Origin of the sequence: Streptomyces sp. S465 (assembly GCF_026898115.1) — a bacterium.
Lineage (GTDB): Bacteria > Actinomycetota > Actinomycetes > Streptomycetales > Streptomycetaceae > Streptomyces > Streptomyces luomodiensis.
Map to the genome: position 1 here is coordinate 6,686,606 of NZ_CP114036.1, position 19,507 is coordinate 6,706,112.

The following is a 19,507-nucleotide window of genomic DNA, read 5'->3' on the forward strand; positions in this document are numbered from 1 at the left end:
TTATGGAATACCTCATCCTTGCCGTAGTCATCGCTGTGGTCGCGGTCGCCGCGATCAGCGGGCTCGTGATCAGCGGCCGCAAGAAGAAGCGGCTGCCCCCGCCCCCGCCGAGCAGCCCCACCGTCACCGCGCCGCCCGCCGAACCGCACGTCGGCGAGGAGGCCGAAACCCCGCGTGAGGAACCACGCAGAACCATCGAGGAGGTGGATCTTCCGAGGGCCGAGGCCCCGGCCACGACCGCGGAGGCGCCGGCCCCCGCCGTGCCCGAGGTCCCGCCGATCGAGGTCCCGGAGCCGACCGCCGGCCGGCTGATCCGGCTGCGCGCCCGGCTGTCCCGCTCCCAGACCACCCTGGGCAAGGGGCTGCTGACCCTGCTGTCCCGGGAGCACCTGGACGAGGAGACCTGGGAGGAGATCGAGGACACGCTGCTGACCGCCGACGTCGGCGTGGCGCCGACCCAGGAGCTGGTCGAGCGGCTGCGGGAGCGCGTCAAGGTGCTCGGCACCCGTACCCCCGAAGAGCTGCGCACTCTGCTGCGTGAGGAGCTGCTGCACCTCATCGGCACCGAGGCCGACCGTTCGGTGCACACCGAGAGCGGCGTGGGCGCGAACGGCGAGGAGAAGCCGGGCGTCGTCATGGTCGTCGGTGTCAACGGCACCGGTAAGACCACCACGACCGGCAAGCTCGCCCGGGTGCTCGTCGCGGACGGCAAGTCCGTGGTGCTCGGCGCGGCCGACACCTTCCGTGCCGCCGCCGCCGACCAGCTTCAGACGTGGGGCGAGCGGGTCGGCGCCCGTACGGTCCGGGGGCCGGAGGCCGGTGACCCCGCCTCGGTCGCCTTCGACGCGGTGAAGGAGGGCATCGCCGAGAGCGCGGACGTCGTCCTGATCGACACCGCCGGGCGGCTGCACACCAAGACCGGTCTGATGGACGAGCTGGGCAAGGTCAAGCGGGTCGTGGAGAAGCACGGCGCGGTGGACGAGGTGCTGCTCGTCCTCGACGCCACGACCGGGCAGAACGGCCTGGTGCAGGCGCGGGTGTTCGCCGAGGTGGTGGACATCACCGGCATCGTGCTGACCAAGCTGGACGGCACCGCCAAGGGCGGCATCGTCGTCGCGGTCCAGCGTGAGCTGAACGTCCCGGTCAAGCTGGTGGGGCTGGGCGAGGGCGCGGACGATCTCGCGCCGTTCGAGCCGGAGGCGTTCGTCGACGCGCTGATCGGCGGCTGAGGCCCGTGGTGGGGGGATCACCCGTAGCGTGCCGGACGGGCCGGGGCTGACTCCCGGTCCGTCCGGCGTTTGTGCAGCGGGATGAGGACTTCCGGCCGTCCGGCGTTCGCGCGGAAGGGGCGAGCCGCCTCAGGCCCCGGCGGCCCGGTGGCTCAGATAGGCGAGGGTGCCCAGGACCAGCCGGGCGTGCGGCGGGCGGCCCGCCGTGTCGAGGGTCGGCGGGCGCAGCCAGCGGACCGGTCCCAGGCCGCCGAGGTCGGAGGGCGGGGCGGTGATGTGGTCGCCCGGACCCAGACAGCGCAGGTCGAGGTCGGCGTCGTCCCAGCCCATGCGGTACAGCAGCTCGGGCAGTTCGGCGGCGGCGCCGGGGGCGACGAAGAACTGGGCGCGCCCGTGCGGGGTGACGGCCACCGGACCGAGGGGCAGGCCCATCCGCTCCAGCCGGACCAGCGCGTGGCGACCCGCGTACTCCGCGACCTCCAGGACGTCGAACGAACGGCCCACGGGCAGCAGCACGGCCGCCCCCGGGACCTGCTCCCACGCGGCCGCGGCGGCGTCCAGGGTGGCGCCCGCCGGGACGGCGGAGGCCAAGGAGAGGGGGTGCGCGCCGGGGGAGGAGCAGTCACGCACACCGCATGAACATTCGTTTCTGCTGCCCCCCGAGCCCCGTGTCGCCCGCGCGCCCGGCACCACGTCCCAGCCCCACAGGCCGGTGTACTCCGCCACCGTCGTGGACTCGGACGTGCGGCCGCGGCGCCGTGAGCCGGACCGCATGTCCCGGATGCCGCCGATCGTGAAGCCCATGCCCCCTCCAACGGGTCCCGCTCTCGATGGTTACGAACCGGAGCGCGGCCATGACGCTCCGTCGTCGACCTGGTGCGACGTGTACGTTCCGGTGGGACGGAGCCGTGAGCGCGGGACGCGTCCCATGCGCCCCATATGCGCCCCTTCACCTGTTCCCGTCGCCCCGGTGTCAAGTCAATCGCGGGAAACGGCGACGGGGTTCATTCGAAGGGGTGGCGAATGGTGGCGTTTTCGGGAATCGCCTCACAGGGAGCGTGATCGTAAGATTACTTTCAGTGTGCGATCCCCTGGGCGTGGTGCTCGCTCAAGTGTGAGTTGACGATGGGCGGAATACGGGTCGGTACATGCCACTGGCATGAGGCGGTTCCCCGTCCGGACGGTTGATGCGTTGTATCGCGGGGACAACTGACCGTGACAGAAGGCATTCTGGTGGCGGTCCGGGAAAATTCGTGGGATGGGGGCATTCCGGTGGGCGACGGCGGCGGCGGTGCTGGGAAGCGCCCCAATGCGCAATTGGGCTCGTGGTTCGTGCGCAGCGGCTGGTCGAAGGGGGAGCTGGCGCGCCAAGTCAACCGCAGAGCACGGCAGTTAGGCGCCCATCACATCAGTACGGACACTTCGCGGGTGCGCCGCTGGCTGGACGGTGAGCAGCCCCGGGAGCCCATTCCACAGATCCTCTCCGAGCTGTTCTCCGAGCGCTTCGGCTGTGTGGTCGGCATCGAGGACCTCGGGCTGCGCTCCGCCCACCGGTCACCGTCCGTGTCCGGTGTGGACCTCCCCTGGGCCGGTCCCGAAACGGTCGCGCTGATCGGCGAGTTCTCCCGCAGCGATCTGATGCTCGCCCGCCGCGGCTTTCTCGGCACCTCCCTCTCGCTGGCCGCGGGCCCCGCCCTGATCGAGCCGATGCAGCGCTGGCTGGTGCCCTCGCCCGGCGGGCAGCCCGGCGGGGCCAAGGCGGCGGACGGCGGGCGCACGCGCCGGGTCTCCCGGCTCTCCGAGCCCGAGCTGGAGCTGCTGGAGTCCACCATCGTGATGTTCCGCACCTGGGACGCCCAGTGCGGGGGCGGGCTGCGCCGCAAGGCGGTCGTCGGCCAGCTGCACGAAGTCACCGATCTGCTCCAGGAGCCGCATCCGGAGGAGGTCTCCGGGCGGCTGTTCAAGGTGGCGGGCGAGCTCGCCGAGCTGGCCGGGTGGATGAGCTACGACATCGGGCTCCAGCCCACCGCGCAGAAGTACTTCGTGCTGGCCCTGCACGCCGCCAAGGAATCCGGTGACCGCCCCCTCGGCTCGTACATCCTCTCCAGCATGAGCCGTCAGATGATCCACGTCGGGCGGCCCGACGACGCGCTGGAGCTGATCCACCTCGCGCAGTACGGCAGCCGGGAGAGCGCCACCCCGCGCACCCAGGCCATGCTGTATGCGATGGAGGCCCGTGCCTACGCCAACATGGGCCAGCCCAGCAAGTGCCACCGCGCCGTGAAGATGGCCGAGGACACCTTCGCCGAGTGCGCCGAGGGCGACGGCGACCCCGACTGGATCCGCTTCTTCTCCGAGGCCGAGCTCAACGCGGAGAACGCCCACTCCTACCGCGATCTCGCCTATGTGGCCGGCCGCAGCCCCACCTACGCCAAGCTCGCCGACCCGGTGATGCGCAAGGCCGTGCGGCTCTTCGGCCAGGAGACCGAGCAGGACGGCGGCCCCCAGCGTTCGTATGCGCTCAATCTGATCGGCATGGCCACCGTCCACCTCCTCCAGAAGGAGCCGGAGCAGGCCGCCGCGGTCGCCCGGGAGGCGCTGCCGCTCGCCAAGCGGGTGCGCTCGGAGCGGGTCAACAACCGGCTGCGCAAGACCGTGGACACGGCGGTGCGCCAGTTCGGCGACGTACCGGAGATCGCCGACCTAGGCGATCGGCTGGCCACCCTGATGCCCGACACACCCGAAGCGGCGGGGCCCGGCCGGGCCGTCTGAGCGGTCCCCGCGGTGGTTGCGACACGGTAACGGAGGGCGTGGCCCTCCTCACCGCGGTTCATCGGTACGTAACACTCCCGCGTCCTTCGTCACTGCGGCGAAACATCGGGTGGCATCGACTGAAACGGCGCTGCGCCAACCTCGAGGCGAATACCGGCCCCCGATGTCCTGCCCGCACGGGCCGTCGTTTCGAGGAGACGTCCACATTGAATGGCGCAAATACCGCGTTCGTATTGATCAGCGCCGCGCTCGTGATGCTGATGACCCCCGGCCTGGCCTTCTTCTACGGCGGCATGGTGCGGGTGAAGAGCGCCCTCAACATGCTGATGATGTCCTTCATCTCGCTGGGCGTCGTCTCGCTGCTGTGGGTGCTGTTCGGTTACTCGCTCGCCTTCGGCGACGACATCGGCGGCGGGCTGCTCGGCAATCTCGACCACATCGGCTTCAAGGGCATCGAGCCCACCTCGCTGTGGGGTGACAAGCCCGACGCGATCCCGGTCCTGGCCTTCGCGTTCTTCCAGCTGATGTTCGCCGTGCTCACCCCCGCCCTGATCAGCGGAGCCGTCGCCGACCGCGTCAAGTTCGGCGCCTGGACGCTGTTCATCACCCTGTGGGCCACGGTTGTCTACTTCCCGGTCGCCCACTGGGTCTGGCAGGCCGACGGCTGGCTGTTCAAGCAGGAGGTCATCGACTTCGCGGGCGGTACGGCGGTCCACATCAACGCGGGCGCCGCGGGCCTGGCCGTGGCCCTGGTGCTCGGCAAGCGCATCGGCTTCAAGAAGGACCCGATGCGGCCGCACAACCTGCCCCTGGTGATGCTCGGCTCCGGTCTGCTGTGGTTCGGCTGGTTCGGCTTCAACGCCGGCTCCGCCCTCGCCGCCAACGAGACCGCCGCCAACATGGCCTTCAACACCCAGATCGCCACCGGTGTCGCGATGCTCGGCTGGCTCGCCTACGAGCGCATCCGGCACGGCGCGTTCACCACGCTGGGCGCCGCCTCCGGCGCGGTCGCCGGCCTGGTCGCCATCACCCCCTCCGGCGCCGCGGTGAACGCCTGGGGCGCCATCGTGATCGGCCTGGTCGCCGGTGTCGTCTGCTCCTGGGCCGTCAGCCTCAAGTACAAGCTGGGCTTCGACGACTCGCTCGACGTGGTCGGCGTGCACCTGGTCGGCGGTGTCCTCGGCACCCTCCTGGTCGGCGTCCTCGCCACCGACGGCGTCGGCGGCGCGACCCAGCTGGGCAAGCAGGCCCTCGGCGCCTTCACGGTGCTGATCTTCTCCTTCGTCGTCTCCTGGGTGCTGGCCAAGCTGATCGACGTCACCATCGGCTTCCGGGCCGGCGAGGACGACGAGATCGGCGGCGTCGACCAGGCGTACCACGCCGAGACCGCCTATGACTTCAGCGCGGTCGGCGGATCGCCCCGTAGTACGGTGCCCGCCACGGGCCAGGCCACGACCGGCGCGTCCGCGCCGCAGAAGCCGCACAACAAGAAGGTGGACGCGTGAAGCTCATCACCGCGGTAGTGAAGCCGCACCGACTCGACGAGATCAAGGAAGCGCTTCAGGCGTTCGGCGTCCAGGGGCTGACCGTCACCGAGGCCAGCGGCTACGGCCGGCAGCGCGGCCACACCGAGGTCTACCGGGGCGCGGAGTACACCGTCGACCTGGTGCCCAAGGTGCGCATCGAGGTGCTGGCCGAGGACGACGACGCCGATGACCTCATCGACGTCGTGGTCAAGGCCGCCCGCACCGGAAAGATCGGGGACGGCAAGGTCTGGAGCGTCCCCGTCGAGACCGCGGTCCGGGTCCGCACCGGCGAGCGCGGTCCGGACGCCCTCTGAGGGCCCGCCCCACAGGGCCACGGACAACCAGCGCGGACAGGGAGCCGAGTTGACGGAAAGCCTCGAGACCACGACCGACACCACCGACTCGGGGCCCGGCGGCTACGCGGCGGCCCGGCTGCGACTCCTCCAGGAGGGGGCGCGGTCCGGGCCGCCGCGCCGTTCCGCGCTGGCCGACCTCACCGACCAGTGGCTGGCCACGCTGCTCACCGGCGGGGCGCGGGCAACGGGGATCGGCCGGGGCGTCGCCCTGGTCGCGGTCGGCGGCTACGGGCGCGCCGAGCTCTCCCCGCGCAGCGACCTCGACGTGCTGCTGCTGCACGACGGCTCCGCCGACCGCTCGGCCCTCGCCGCGCTCGCCGACCTCGTCTGGTACCCCGTCTGGGACATGGGCCTGGCCCTCGACCACTCCGTGCGCACCCCGGAGGAGGCCCGCAGGACCGCCGCCGAGGACCTGAAGGTCCAGCTCGGCCTGCTCGACGCCCGCCATATCGCGGGCGACGCCGAGCTCAGCGCCGGTCTGCGCACCGCCGTCCTCGCCGACTGGCGGGCCCAGGCCCCGGGGCGGCTGCCCGAGCTCCACGAGCTGTGCCAGGAGCGCGCCGAACGCCACGGCGAGCTTCAGTTCCTGCTCGAACCCGATCTGAAGGAGGCCCGCGGCGGGCTCCGCGACGCCACCGCGCTGCGCGCCATCGCCGCCTCCTGGCTCGCCGACGCGCCCCGCGAGGGCCTCGACGACGCGCGGCGGCGGCTGCTGGACGCCCGCGACGCGCTCCACCTGTCCACCGGCCGCGCCACCGACCGCCTCGCGCTCCAGGAACAGGACCAGGTCGCGGCCGGCCTCGGGCTGCTGGACGCCGACGCCCTGCTGCGCCAGATCTACGAATCCGCCCGGATCATCTCCTACGCGAGCGATGTCACCTGGCGCGAGGTCGAGCGGGTGCTGCGCGCCCGCTCGGCCCCCCGGCCGCGGCTGCGCGGACTCCTCGGCGGCCGTGGCGCGCGCACCGCCGGACGGGGTGCCGGAAGTGGCCCGGACGCGGAGCGCAGCCCGCTCGCCGAGGGCGTCGTGGAACAGGACGGCGAGGTGGTGCTGGCCCGTGCCGCGCGCCCCGACCGCGACCCCGTGCTCTCGCTGCGGGCCGCCGCGGCCGCCGCCCAGGCCGGACTTCCGCTGTCGCCGCACGCCGTAAGGCGGCTGTCCGCCGCCGCCCGGCCGCTGCCCGTGCCGTGGCCGCCCGAGGCCAGGGAGCAGCTGATCACTCTGCTCGGCGCGGGCGAGTCCACGGTCGGGGTCTGGGAGGCCCTGGAGGCCGAGGGGCTGATCACCCGGCTGCTGCCGGACTGGGAGCGGGTGCGCTGCCGGCCGCAGCGCAACCCCGTGCACCGCTGGACCGTCGACCGGCATCTGGTCGAGACCGCGGTCCGGGCCAGCGCCCTCAGCCGCCGGGTCGGCCGCCCCGATCTGCTGCTGGTCGCCGCGCTGCTGCACGACATCGGCAAGGGCTGGCCCGGCGACCACTCGGTGGCCGGGGAGACCATCGTCCGCGATCTCGCCGCCCGCGTCGGCTTCGACCGCGCGGACGTCTCGGTCCTCGCCACCCTCGTACGCCACCATCTGCTGCTCATCGAGACCGCCACCCGCCGCGACCTGGACGACCCGGCCACGGTGCGCTCGGTCGCCGAGGCCGTCGGCACCGCCAGCACCCTGGAGCTGCTGCACGCCCTCACCGAGGCCGACGCGCTCGCCACCGGGCCCGCGGCCTGGAGCGCCTGGCGCGGCTCCCTCGTCGCCGACCTGGTCAAGCGGGTCTCGGCGGTGCTCGCGGGCGAACCCGAGGACGACTGGTCCACCCCGCAGCGGACGACGGCCGAACAGGAGCGGCTCGCGGTCGAGGCATGGCGCACCGGCGGCCCGGTGCTGGCCCTGCACGCACGCTCCGAGGCGCTGCCGCCGGGCGAGGCGGGCCTCCTTACGGACGGCACCGAGGGGCCTTCGGAGGACGGGACCACCGGCTCCGAGCCGATCGGCGTGGAACTGCTCATCGCCGTCCCCGACCAGCCCGGCATCCTGCCCGCGGCGGCCGGCGTCCTGGCCCTGCACCGCCTTACGGTGCGCGCGGCGGATCTGCGCGCCGTCGAGCTGCCGTCGGAGCTGGAAACCGGGGGCGGCACGGGCGGAGTGCTGCTGCTGAGCTGGCGGGTGGCGGCCGAGTACGGTTCGCTGCCGCAGGCCGCCCGGCTGCGCAACGACCTGCTCCGGGTCCTGGACGGCTCGCTCGACATCGCCGCCCGGCTCGCCGAGCGCGAGGCCGCCTACCGCAAGTACCCGCGCCGCCGCGGGGTGCACGCCCCGCCACCGCGGGTGACGGTCGCGCCCGGCAGCTCCCAGCTCGCCACGGTGATCGAGGTCCGCGCCCAGGACGCACCCGGTCTGCTGCACCGGATCGGCCGCGCCCTGGAGGACGCCGGAGTCGCGGTGCGCAGCGCCCATGTCTCCACCCTCGGCGCCAACGCGGTGGACGCGTTCTACGTCACGGACGGCTCCGGCGCGCCCCTGAAGCCCATGCGGGCGGCCGAGGTGGCCCAGGAGGTCGAGCGGGCGTTGCGGTAGCGGCGGGGAGGGAGCGAAGACGGCGCGCGGGGAGCCGCGGCGGGCAGGGGTGGCAGGGAGCCGCGGCGGGCAGGCGCCCGAGCGGCGCACGGCCCCCAGGGGCAGACCGTTCGCCCGGCGGGCGGATACCCTTGGAGGCCGACCACCGACCCGACATCCGAGCGAAGGATTCGCGACCACCGTGTTCGATACCCTCTCCGATCGCCTCGCAGCGACTTTCAAGAACCTCCGGGGCAAGGGCCGCCTCAGCGAGGCGGACATCGACGCCACGTCGCGTGAGATCCGGATCGCCCTGCTCGAGGCCGATGTCGCGCTGCCCGTCGTACGGTCGTTCATCAAGAGCGTCAAGGAGCGGAGTCTGGGCGCGGAGGTCTCCCAGGCGCTCAACCCCGCCCAGCAGGTCATCAAGATCGTCAACGAGGAGCTGATCGGCATCCTCGGCGGCGACGCCCGGCGCCTCCGCTTCGCCAAGCAGCCGCCGACCGTGATCATGCTCGCGGGTCTGCAGGGCGCCGGTAAGACCACGCTCGCCGGAAAGCTCGGCCGCTGGCTGAAGGGCCAGGGCCACGCCCCGCTGCTCGTCGCCTGTGACCTTCAGCGCCCCAACGCCGTCAACCAGCTCTCGGTGGTCGCGGAGCGGGCCGGCGTCGCGGTCTTCGCGCCCGAGCCGGGCAACGGCGTCGGCGACCCGGTGAAGGTGGCGCAGGACTCGATCGAATTCGCCCGGACCAAGCAGCACGACGTCGTGATCGTCGACACCGCGGGCCGCCTCGGTATCGACGAGGAGCTGATGCGGCAGGCCGCCGACATCCGCGACGCGGTCCGCCCGGACGAGGTCCTCTTCGTCGTCGACGCGATGATCGGCCAGGACGCGGTGAACACCGCGGAGGCGTTCCGCGACGGCGTCGGATTCGACGGTGTGGTGCTCTCCAAGCTCGACGGCGACGCGCGCGGCGGTGCCGCGCTGTCCATCGCGCACGTCACCGGCCGCCAGATCATGTTCGCCTCCAACGGCGAGAAGCTGGACGACTTCGACGCGTTCCACCCGGACCGCATGGCGTCCCGCATCCTGGGCATGGGCGACATGCTCAGCCTGATCGAGAAGGCCGAGCAGACCTTCAGCCAGCAAGAGGCCGAGAAGATGGCGGCCAAGCTGGCGAAGGGCCCCAAGGAGTTCACGCTCGACGACTTCCTGGCCCAGATGGAGCAGGTCCGCAAGATGGGCTCCATCTCCAAGCTGCTCGGCATGCTGCCGGGCATGGGCCAGATGAAGGACCAGATCAACAACCTGGACGAGCGGGACGTGGACCGCACCGCGGCCATCATCAAGTCGATGACCCCGGCCGAGCGCCAGGACCCCACGATCATCAACGGCTCGCGCCGCGCCCGTATCGCCCGTGGTTCCGGTGTCGAGGTGAGCGCGGTCAAGAACCTGGTCGAGCGGTTCTTCGACGCGCGCAAGATGATGTCGAAGATGGCCCAGGGCGGCATGCCGGGGATGCCCGGGATGCCGGGCATGCCGGGTATGGGTGGCGGCACCAAGCGCAAGGGCAAGCAGCAGAAGAAGGCCAAGGGCAAGCAGCGCTCCGGCAACCCCATGAAGCGCAAGGCCGAGGAGCAGGCCGCCGCGGCGCGCCGTGAGCAGGGCGGCGCGTTCGGGCTGCCCGCCGGCGGCCAGGGCGGCCAGGACTTCGAACTCCCCGAGGAGTTCAAGAAGTTCATGGGCTGAGCCCACTCCGGGCTCGCGAGCCGACTCCGGACGAAACGAACCGTAAGGCCCCTGCGCGCACCCTCAGGGGCCTTACGCTTCGGTCGCGTTCAGACGCGGCAGATCAGATAGCGGAACACATTGGGCATCCACACCGTGCCGTCCGCGCGCTGGTGCGGATGGAGCGCCTCGGTGATCTCCTTGCGGACCTGGGTCGGGTCCGTGGCCCGCTCCGCCGCGTCGAACAGCCCCGTCGACAGCAGTCCGCGCACCGCGCTGTCCACGTCGGCGTACCCGAACGGACAGGCCACCCGGCCCGATCCGTCCGGCCGCAGCCCGGCCCGCGCGGCCAGCTCCTCCAGGTCGTCCCGGCCGCACGGCCGCCAGCGGCGGTAGCCGGGGGAGCGCATCGGGTCGGCGAGCCGGGCGCCCACCCGCAGCACCCCGGAGGTGGCGCAGCGCTCCGGCGGCCCCCATCCGGCGAGCACCACGGCCCCGCCCCGCTCGGCGAGCGCCGCGGCGTCCGCGAGCGCGGCCGCCGCGGCGGACACCGCCCCGCCGGGGTCTTCCGCGGCCGGCGCCGACAGCGGCTCGAAGGCGGTCACCACGGTGAAGGCCGCGTCCGCCGCGGCCTCCCGCACCCAAGCGTTCTCCGGGCCGCCGGGACCCAGCCGGGCCGGCCGCGCCGCGTCGCCCCGCGGCGCGCCCGGGGCCGTCAGCCGCTCCCGTGCCAGGTCCAGGCGCCGCTCGTCCGTGTCCACCCCGCAGACCGCGGCGCCGCGTGCGGCCGCCATGAGGAGGGCGAGCCCCGAGCCGCAGCCCAGGCCCAGCAGCCGGGTTCCGGCGCCGACGTCCAGCCGTTCGTACACGGCCTCGTACAGCGGGACCAGCATCCGCTCCTGGATCTCCGCCCAGTCGCGGGTGCGGGCGTGGGCGTCCGTCGTGTGCGATGAGGAGGAGGGGTGCGGGCGGTGCCGCCGTACGAGCGTAGGTGTCATCGCAAGGGCCCCAATCAGCGAAGAGCAGTGCCGTCGTCAGATTCGGTGTCGCATCCGCCGTCGTGCGCTGTGGCGTCCCACCCCCATATGCCAGGGAACTCCGCATCCGTCCCCGCGTCCAGAGCTTTCACGGCCGTGCTTGCGTGCCCCCTTTGTGCGCCCCCGCGCACCTGTGCGTCCGACTCGCTCCCGGAACCGCCCCCCGACCTCCACCGGTCCTCGGACGGTCCTCGGACGGCCTGGGGTGATGGCCGGCACGGATCGGCGCGTTTGGTCCGATTCACGGTTCTGTGCACCGTCGCCGTACGATCGGCGCCATGGTCAAGGCTCCCGTGCTCACCCCGCGGGCGGAGGACTTCCCCCGCTGGTACCAGGATGTGCTGAACAAGGCCGAGCTGGCGGACAACGGCCCGGTGCGCGGCACCATGGTGATCCGACCGTACGGGTACGGGCTGTGGGAGCGGATGCAGCAGGACATGGACGCCCGCATCAAGGCGGTCGGCGTCCAGAACGCGTACTTCCCCCTCTTCATCCCGCAGTCCTATCTGGCCAAAGAGGCCGACCACGTCGAGGGGTTCGCGCCGGAGCTCGCGGTCGTCACCCATGGCGGCGGTAAGGAGCTAGAGGAGCCGGTCGTCGTCCGGCCCACCTCCGAGACGATCGTCAACGAGTACTTCTCCAAGTGGGTGCGGAGCTACCGCGATCTGCCGCTGCTGATCAACCAGTGGGCCAATGTGGTGCGTTGGGAGCTGCGCCCGCGGCTGTTCCTGCGGACGACCGAGTTCCTCTGGCAGGAGGGCCACACCGCGCACGCGTCGTACGAGGACGCCCGCGACTTCGCCGCCCGGATCCACCGCGAGGTCTACGCCCGGTTCCTGGCGGACGTCCTGGCGATGGACGTGGTCCTGGGCCGCAAGACCGCCCGGGAGCGGTTCGCCGGCGCCCTCAACACCCTCACCCTCGAAGGGATGATGGGCGACGGCAAGGCGTTGCAGCTGGGCACCAGCCACGAGCTCGGCCAGAACTTCGCCAGGGCCTTCCACACCAGCTATCTGTCCAAGGACGGGGAGCAGGAGCTGGTCTGGCAGACCTCCTGGGGCAGCACCACCCGGATGGTCGGCGCGCTGGTGATGATGCACGGCGACGACAACGGTCTGCGGATCCCGCCCCGGCTGGCCCCGATCCAGGTCGTGGTGCTGGCGGTCAAGGGTGATGAGGCGGTGCTCGCCAGGGTCCGCGAGCTCGGCGAGCTGCTGGCCGCGGCGGGTGTGCGGGTCCACGTCGACGACCGTACGGACACCCCCTTCGGCCGGCGCGCGGTCGACTGGGAGCTCAAGGGGGTTCCGGTCCGGGTCGAGATCGGCCCGCGCGACCTGGAGGCCGGCACCGCCATGGTGGCGAGGCGGATCCCCGGCGGCAAGGAGCCGTTGCGCGCCGAGCTGCTGCCGGAGCTGCTGCCCAAGGTCCTGGAGGAGGACCAGGCGCTGCTGTTGCGGCAGGCTCGTGAGCGCCGTAAGGCGCGCACCACGGAGGTGACGACCGTGGAGGAGGCCGCCGAGGCCGCGGCGGCGGGCGGCTGGGCCCGCATCCGGTGGGCGGACCTGGGGCCGGAGGGCGAGGCGGCGCTCGCCGAGCGGTCCGTGTCCGTCCGGTGTCTGGTCACCGAGGACGGGGCGGTGCCGGACGCCGATGACGCGCCCGGTAACGTCGCGTTCGTCGCGAGGGCCTACTGAACCGGTACGTACCGGCTTGATGCGCGGTGCGTGGCTCATCCACACATTTACGCACCCGCCCCTCGTCGCGGCACATCACCGCGAACTGACTGGTACGTGCAAATTATTTGGGATGCCCCGGAATCGGAACACCGGACCACTCCTGCTCGTTAGCACGACGTGAGCACGACACCACCTGTTCTCGCCGCAGAGCTGGCGCAGGCGTGGGCCGACATTCAACGGCACCACCCCGAGCTGCCGGATCTCGCCGCGCCCGAATCGCTGATCGGAGAGTCGTCGTCCGCATGTGGCGCCGAGCTCTCCTTCGAACGGCTGCTGCATGAGGCAGTCCATGGGATCGCCGCCGCCCGCGGTGTCCGTGACACCTCACGCGCCGGCCGCTACCACAACCGCCGGTTCCTGGCGATCGCCGAGGAGCTGGGGCTGGACCACCCCGAGGAGCCGCATCCCAGCAGCGGCTTCTCGCTGGTCACCCTCAGTCCCGAGGCGAGAAAGCGCTACCGGACCACGATCGACCGCCTCCAGCGTGCGCTCAAGGCCCACACCGTGGCGACCACCGCCGAGACCTCCCGTACCTTCCGCGGGCCCGCCGCGCGGCACGGTTCGTCCGGGGGCGGTGTCCGGGTGAAGGCGGTGTGCGACTGCGGGCGCAATGTCCGCGTCGTCCCGTCGGTGCTGGCCCAGGCGCCGATCATGTGCGGTGGATGCGGTAAGCCGTTCCGCATTCCGGAGCCGGTGGCCGCGGTCGGCTGACCTGTCACGGTGTGGCAGAATGGTCTGCTGTACTCGACAGCCGACCAGGACCCCTCTCTCCTCCGGCTGACGCGTCCATCGGGCACTCGGGTACCGCAACCCCACGCGGCACGTCGCAGTGCTCAACCACGTCAAGACCAGGAGACACCACTCCCGTGGCAGTCAAGATCAAGCTGAAGCGTCTGGGCAAGATCCGTTCGCCTCACTACCGCATCGTCGTCGCCGACTCCCGCACCCGCCGTGACGGCCGGGCCATCGAGGAGATCGGGCTGTACCACCCGGTGCAGAACCCGTCGCGCATCGAGGTGGACTCGGAGCGTGTGCAGCACTGGCTGAAGGTCGGCGCGCAGCCGACCGAGCCGGTGCTGGCCATCCTGAAGGTCACCGGTGACTGGCAGAAGTTCAAGGGCCTGCCCGCCCCGGCCCCGATGAAGGTCGCCGAGCCGAAGGCCGACAAGCGCGCCCTGTTCGAGGCGGCCGCCAAGGACGCCGGTGACGAGCCGAAGGGTGAGGCGATCACCCCGAAGGCGAAGAAGGCCGACAAGAAGTCGGACGAGGCGGCCGGGTCCGCTGAGTCCACCGCGTCGACCGAGGCCTGAGGATGCTCGAGGAAGCCCTCGAGCACCTGGTGAAGGGCATCGTCGACAACCCCGACGACGTGCAGGTGGCCTCGCGCAACCTGCGGCGTGGGCGTGTGCTGGAGGTCCGGGTGCACCCCGATGACCTCGGCAAGGTGATCGGCCGCAACGGCCGCACCGCACGCGCCCTGCGCACCGTCGTGGGCGCCATCGGCGGCCGTGGGATCCGCGTCGACCTCGTCGACGTCGATCAGGTCCGCTGAGGCGATCAAGAAGAGCACCGGCACGGGCCGGGGAGGGCTTTGGGCCGTCCCCGGCCCGTGTGTGTGAAGGGACATCGCATCGTGCAGTTGGTTGTCGCGCGGATCGGCCGTGCCCATGGCATCAAGGGCGAGGTCACCGTCGAGGTGCGGACGGACGAGCCGGAGCTGCGGCTCGGCCCGGGGGCCGTGCTGACCACCGAGCCCGCCTCGGCCGGGCCGCTGACCATCGAGTCCGGCCGGGTGCACAGCGGCCGGCTGCTGCTGCGCTTCGAGGGGGTGCGGGATCGCAACGCCGCGGAGGCGCTGCGCAACACCCTGCTGATCGCGGAGGTCGACCCCGAGGAACTTCCGGAGGATCCCGAGGAGTTCTACGATCACCAGCTGATCGACCTCGATGTGGTCACCGTGGGCGGGACGGAGGTCGGGAGGATCTCCGAGATCTCCCATCTGCCGTACCAGGACCTGCTGATCGTGAAGCGCCCCGACGGGGGTGAGGTGATGATCCCGTTCGTCTCCCAGGTCGTTCCGGAGATCGATCTGGAGGCGCAGCGCGCCGTGATCGACCCGCCGCCGGGCCTGCTCGACGAGGCCGACGCCGAGATCGCGGGCAGCCGCGGGGGCGAGGCCGAGGGCGGTCGTAAGGATGAGTCGTCATGAGGCTCGACGTCGTCACGATCTTCCCCGAGTACCTGGAGCCGCTGAACGTCTCGCTGGTCGGCAAGGCGCGCGCCCGGGGCCGGCTGGATGTGCGGGTCCACGATCTGCGCGCCTGGACGCACGACCGGCACAACACGGTCGACGACACCCCCTACGGCGGCGGCCCCGGCATGGTCATGAAGCCCGAGCCCTGGGGTGAGGCGCTTGACGAGGTCATGGCGTCGGGCGAGGCGGAGGGGCTGGTCAAGCCCACGCTGATCGTCCCGACCCCGAGCGGCCGCCCGTTCACCCAGGCGCTCGCCGTCGAGCTCGCCGAGCGCCCCTGGCTGGTCTTCGCGCCCGCCCGCTACGAGGGCATCGACCGCCGGGTGATCGAGGAGTACGGCGAGCGGCTCGAGGTCCACGAGGTCTCGATCGGCGACTACGTCCTGGCCGGCGGCGAGGCCGCGGTGCTGGTGATCACGGAGGCGGTGGCCCGGTTGCTGCCGGGGGTGCTGGGCAACGCCGAGTCGCACCGCGACGACTCCTTCGCGCCCGGCGCGATGGCCGATCTCCTGGAGGGGCCGGTCTACACCAAGCCCCCCGAGTGGCGCGGCCGCTCCATTCCGGAGGTGCTGGTCAGCGGCCACCACGGCAGGATCGCCCGCTGGCGGCGGGACGAGGCGTTCCGCCGCACCAGCGAGAACCGCCCCGATCTGATCGAGCGCTGCGACCCGGCGACGCTCGACAAGCACGACCGCGCCCTCCTGGCCGAGCTGGGCTGGGAGGAGTTGCCCGGGACCGGTGGGACCCGATTTGGGCGGCCGGACCGGGCCGTGGAAGAATAGGGCGCTGCCGTACGTCCGGGCGTGCGCCCCTGCCACAGGGGGACCGACGCCCGCCCGATGAGGGCGGCACTCCGAATCATCATCCGATATTCCGCTGATGACCTGTGGCATCGGCGAGGAAAGCAGACGATCATGTCTCACCTGCTCGACACCGTCGACTCCGCGTCGCTGCGCAGCGACATCCCGACCTTCCGCCCCGGCGACACGGTCAACGTCCACGTCCGCGTGATCGAGGGCAACCGCTCCCGTGTCCAGCAGTTCAAGGGCGTCGTCATCCGCCGCCAGGGCTCCGGTGTCCGCGAGACCTTCACCGTCCGCAAGGTGAGCTTCAGCGTCGGCGTCGAGCGCACCTTCCCGGTGCACACCCCGATCGTCGAGAAGATCGAGGTCGTCACCCGCGGTGATGTGCGCCGGGCGAAGCTGTACTACCTGCGCGAGCTGCGCGGCAAGGCTGCCAAGATCAAGGAAAAGCGCGAGAGCTGAGATCGCGGCGATTTTGCGCGACTACTGAGCTACCGACGGATCTTCCGGCCGGGGCGGATAGGCTCTGGCCCGATGGACAGCGAAGGACAGCTCGCGGAGCGCGACGGCTCCCCGGACTCCGAGAAGGAGCACGAGGGGCGGTCGCGCTCTTCGCGTGCTCCGGCGCGGACCGGGGAGCCGGTCGCCGCGGAGCCCGCGTCCGCCCGGCGGCTGCCGCGGTGGCCGGCCGGGGGCGGGCGAGGGCGGCGGATGGCGCTGCTCGCCGCGGTCTGTGTCGCGCTGGTGCTGCTGGTGAGCGGCTTTGTCGTACAGCCGTTCCTGATCCCCAGCGGCTCGATGGAGAACACCCTCCGGCCCGGGGACCGGGTGCTGGTGAACAAGCTCGCCTACCGTTTCGGGGACGATCCGCGCCGCGGCGACGTTGTCGTGTTCGACGGGGCCGGTTCCTTTCACGAGGAGGAGCCGTCCGGGAACCCGGTGACCGGTCTGCTGCGCAAGGCGGCCGCGGCGGTCGGGCTGGCCGAACCGGCCGAGTCCGACTACGTCAAGCGCGTGGTGGGCGTCGGTGGTGACCGGGTCACCTGCTGCGACAAGCGGGGGAGGATCGAGGTGAACGGCCAGCCGGTGGACGAGCGCTATCTGCACCCCGGGGACAGCCCCTCGCGGGTGCGCTTCGACATCGTCGTGCCCGAGGGCCGGCTGTGGGTGATGGGCGACCATCGCGACGCGTCCCGGGACTCGCGGGACTATCTGGGCGCACCGGGCGGGGGCGCGGTTCCCGTCGACAAGGTGATCGGCCGCGTCGAATGGATCGGCTGGCCGATCGGCCGCTGGTCCGGTGTGCCCCGGCCGGACGCCTTCGCGAGCGTGCCCGAGGAGCCCGGCGACATACCGTCCGCGGCCTCCGGCGGTGCCCATGGGTAGCCGCGGGCGGCCCCGTACCAGGACGCGCGGGGCGGACGCGCCCACCGGCGCCGAGACCCCCCGGGGGCCGGGGGAGCACCGGGTCGGCGGACGCGCGGAGCGGCGCCGGATCCAGCGCCGTATCAAGCGCAGGCGGCGCCGTTCGGCCGTCAAGGAGATACCGATCCTGGTGGGCGTGGCGCTGGTGATCGCGCTCGTCCTGAAGACCTTCCTGGTGCAGGCGTTCGTGATCCCGTCCGGTTCGATGGAGCAGACCATCCGGATCGGCGACCGGGTGCTGGTGGACAAGTTCACCCCGTGGTTCGGGTCAAAGCCGGAGCGCGGCGATGTGGTGGTGTTCAAGGATCCGGGGGGCTGGCTCAAGGACGAGGGGAAGCCCGCCCAGGACGATCCGCCGGTCATCAAGCAGGGCAAGGAGTTCCTGACCTTCATCGGTCTGCTGCCGTCCTCCGACGAGCAGGACCTGATCAAGCGGGTGGTCGCGGTGGGCGGCGACACGGTGGCGTGCTGCGATACGAACGGTAAGGTCACCGTCAACGGAACCCCGTTGAACGAACCGTATCTGCACCCCGGGAACCCGCCGTCGCAGCGGCAGTTCAAGGTGACCGTTCCCAAGGGGCGGCTGTTCGTCATGGGTGATCACCGGTCCAATTCGGCGGACTCCCGGGTCCATCTGGACGAGCCGTACCAGGGCACCGTGCCGGACGGCAATGTGGTCGGCCGGGCCGTGGTGATCGCCTGGCCGTTCGGGCATATGCGGCGGCTCGAGGAGCCGGACACCTACGCCTCCGTGCGGGACGCGCCGAGCGGGGCGACACAGGCCGAGGGGTCGGCGCATAGGCTGTCCCCCATGGATCAGCAAGGAATGATCCAGCTCCCGACCCCTGCGGAACTCCCGCTCGTTATGGGAGTGGTGATCCTGCGCCGTTCGTGGGGCAGGCGGCAGTCAGGCGTGAGGAGTGGATGTGGGGGATTTGGCGGTCGGCGCACGATCCGGTCACGAAGAGCCCGAGCGGCAGCCCGGGACGAGGGGCGAGGGCTCCGCGGACGGGGCGGCCGAGACGCCCGAGGCCGGTGCCCCCACGGACAAGGCGGCCGCGGCGCCCCAGGCGTCGGGTCCCCCTGGTGCCGGGGGCGGACAGGACTCCTCCGGCGCATCCGACGGGTCCGGGGCGGCTGATCCGTCCGGACCCGGGGACGAGACACCGGCGGACCGGGGCCCCGGGCAGCCCGGTGGACCCGGTAAGCCCGGTGGGCCCGGAAAGCTCGGCAGGCCCAAGAAGGTGCGCTCCTTCTGGAAGGAACTGCCGATCCTGGTCATCATCGCGCTGGCTCTGGCGCTGCTGATCAAGACCTTCCTGGTGCAGGCGTTCTCGATCCCGTCCGACTCGATGCAGAACACATTGCAGCGGGGCGACCGGGTGCTAGTGGACAAGCTCACCCCGTGGTTCGGCTCCGAGCCGGAGCGCGGTGAGGTGGTCGTCTTCCACGACCCGGGCGGCTGGCTCGGCGAGACGCAGACGCAGAGCTCCGGCCCGGTCGCCGAGGGCATCCAGAAGGCGCTCAGCTTCATCGGGCTGATGCCTTCGGCGGAGGAGAAGGATCTGATCAAGCGGGTCATCGCGGTGGGCGGGGACACCGTCTCCTGCAAGCGCGGCGGCAAGGTCATGGTCAACGGCAAGCCGCTGGACGAGCCGTACATCTTCCCCGGGAACACGCCCTGCGACGAGAAGCCGTTCGGCCCGATCAAGGTGCCCGAGGGCCGGATCTGGGTGATGGGCGACCACCGCCAGGACTCGCTGGACTCCCGCTACCACCAGAACCTCAACAACGGCACGGTCTCGGTGGACGATGTCGTCGGGCGCGCGATCGTCATCGCCTGGCCCATCGACCGCTGGTCCACCCTGTCGGTGCCGGGCACCTTCGACCAGCCGGGGCTGGGCGCGGCCGCCGCGATGGCCCCCTCGGCCATGGGATTCGCCGGCGCGGTGCCGATCGTGCTGTGGCGCCGCCGCAGGCTGATCGCCAAGGTCCGGGCGGACGCCGAGGCCCGCGCGGAACGGCGGACCGCTGACTGCTGACGAGGTCGGTACCGCCGGGTAAGGTGCGGTTCCGTGTGCCCCGGGGC

17 protein-coding genes and 1 pseudogene are annotated in these 19,507 nt (G+C 71.8%); 16 read left to right on the top strand and 2 right to left on the bottom strand.

The features are described 5' to 3' along the window. The first annotated feature begins 2 nt into the window (after window positions 1-2). Entirely contained in the window at window positions 3-1,229 is a 1,227-nt protein-coding gene (ftsY, locus tag N6H00_RS28375; protein WP_268974656.1) for a signal recognition particle-docking protein FtsY, read from the top strand. A gap of 129 nt (window positions 1,230-1,358) precedes the next feature. On the opposite strand, the gene N6H00_RS28380 is transcribed toward ftsY, so the two are convergent. Then, window positions 1,359-2,033: a bifunctional DNA primase/polymerase gene (locus tag N6H00_RS28380; protein WP_268974657.1), complete on the bottom strand. Its 675-nt coding sequence runs from the start codon at window positions 2,031-2,033 to the stop codon at window positions 1,359-1,361. 468 nt (window positions 2,034-2,501) lie between these two features. Between N6H00_RS28380 and nsdA the strand changes: the two genes are divergently transcribed. The 5 genes from nsdA (at window position 2,502) to ffh (ending at window position 10,184) form a co-directional block, all read left to right on the top strand. Next, window positions 2,502-4,001 (top strand): transcriptional repressor NsdA, encoded by a 1,500-nt coding sequence (nsdA, locus tag N6H00_RS28385; RefSeq protein WP_268974658.1) that lies wholly within the window; start codon window positions 2,502-2,504, stop codon window positions 3,999-4,001. Window positions 4,002-4,207: 206 nt separating this feature from the next. Then, window positions 4,208-5,506, top strand: coding sequence for an ammonium transporter (locus N6H00_RS28390; protein WP_268974659.1), 1,299 nt, complete (start codon window positions 4,208-4,210; stop codon window positions 5,504-5,506). Beyond that, the gene (locus tag N6H00_RS28395; protein ID WP_268974660.1) at window positions 5,503-5,841 is read left to right on the top strand and encodes a P-II family nitrogen regulator; all 339 of its coding nucleotides are present in this window, start codon (window positions 5,503-5,505) and stop codon (window positions 5,839-5,841) included. The genes N6H00_RS28390 and N6H00_RS28395 overlap by 4 nt, the downstream gene beginning before the upstream one ends. 49 nt (window positions 5,842-5,890) lie before the next feature. Then, window positions 5,891-8,455, top strand: a complete 2,565-nt coding sequence (locus N6H00_RS28400; RefSeq protein ID WP_268974661.1) for a [protein-PII] uridylyltransferase — start codon at window positions 5,891-5,893, stop codon at window positions 8,453-8,455. Between the two features lie 181 nt (window positions 8,456-8,636). Then, window positions 8,637-10,184, top strand: a complete 1,548-nt coding sequence (ffh, locus tag N6H00_RS28405; protein ID WP_268974662.1) for a signal recognition particle protein — start codon at window positions 8,637-8,639, stop codon at window positions 10,182-10,184. Between the two features lie 89 nt (window positions 10,185-10,273). On the opposite strand, the gene N6H00_RS28410 is transcribed toward ffh, so the two are convergent. Beyond that, window positions 10,274-11,161 (bottom strand): methyltransferase domain-containing protein, encoded by an 888-nt coding sequence (locus tag N6H00_RS28410; RefSeq protein WP_268974663.1) that lies wholly within the window; start codon window positions 11,159-11,161, stop codon window positions 10,274-10,276. Window positions 11,162-11,478: 317 nt separating this feature from the next. On the opposite strand from N6H00_RS28410, the gene proS reads away from it, so the two are divergent. The 10 genes and pseudogenes from proS (at window position 11,479) to lepB (N6H00_RS28460) (ending at window position 19,460) form a co-directional block, all read left to right on the top strand. Continuing rightward, complete coding sequence (gene proS, locus N6H00_RS28415; protein WP_268974664.1) at window positions 11,479-12,894, top strand: proline--tRNA ligase; 1,416 nt, start codon at window positions 11,479-11,481, stop codon at window positions 12,892-12,894. Between the two features lie 159 nt (window positions 12,895-13,053). After that, on the top strand, window positions 13,054-13,647 hold the full coding sequence (locus tag N6H00_RS28420) for a hypothetical protein (RefSeq protein ID WP_030834213.1): 594 nt from the start codon (window positions 13,054-13,056) through the stop codon (window positions 13,645-13,647). A 155-nt stretch (window positions 13,648-13,802) separates the two neighbouring features. Then, window positions 13,803-14,246, top strand: a complete 444-nt coding sequence (gene rpsP, locus N6H00_RS28425) for a 30S ribosomal protein S16 (protein WP_268974665.1) — start codon at window positions 13,803-13,805, stop codon at window positions 14,244-14,246. Between the two features lie 2 nt (window positions 14,247-14,248). After that, the gene (locus N6H00_RS28430) at window positions 14,249-14,488 is read left to right on the top strand and encodes an RNA-binding protein (RefSeq protein WP_005311361.1); all 240 of its coding nucleotides are present in this window, start codon (window positions 14,249-14,251) and stop codon (window positions 14,486-14,488) included. An 81-nt stretch (window positions 14,489-14,569) separates the two neighbouring features. Further along, on the top strand, window positions 14,570-15,145 hold the full coding sequence (rimM, locus tag N6H00_RS28435) for a ribosome maturation factor RimM (protein WP_268974666.1): 576 nt from the start codon (window positions 14,570-14,572) through the stop codon (window positions 15,143-15,145). Next, window positions 15,142-15,972 (top strand): tRNA (guanosine(37)-N1)-methyltransferase TrmD, encoded by an 831-nt coding sequence (gene trmD / locus N6H00_RS28440; RefSeq protein WP_268974667.1) that lies wholly within the window; start codon window positions 15,142-15,144, stop codon window positions 15,970-15,972. The genes rimM and trmD overlap by 4 nt, the downstream gene beginning before the upstream one ends. Window positions 15,973-16,104: 132 nt before the next feature. Further along, window positions 16,105-16,455 (top strand): 50S ribosomal protein L19, encoded by a 351-nt coding sequence (rplS, locus tag N6H00_RS28445; protein WP_268974668.1) that lies wholly within the window; start codon window positions 16,105-16,107, stop codon window positions 16,453-16,455. A gap of 72 nt (window positions 16,456-16,527) precedes the next feature. Beyond that, window positions 16,528-17,379: a signal peptidase I gene (lepB, locus tag N6H00_RS28450; RefSeq protein WP_268974669.1), complete on the top strand. Its 852-nt coding sequence runs from the start codon at window positions 16,528-16,530 to the stop codon at window positions 17,377-17,379. Next, a pseudogene (gene lepB, locus N6H00_RS28455) lies at window positions 17,372-18,442 on the top strand (signal peptidase I); the annotation flags it as partial. The gene lepB (N6H00_RS28450) and the pseudogene lepB (N6H00_RS28455), both read left to right, overlap by 8 nt. Further along, window positions 18,354-19,460, top strand: coding sequence for a signal peptidase I (gene lepB / locus N6H00_RS28460; RefSeq protein ID WP_443073246.1), 1,107 nt, complete (start codon window positions 18,354-18,356; stop codon window positions 19,458-19,460). The pseudogene lepB (N6H00_RS28455) and the gene lepB (N6H00_RS28460), both read left to right, overlap by 89 nt. Window positions 19,461-19,507: the final 47 nt, after the last annotated feature.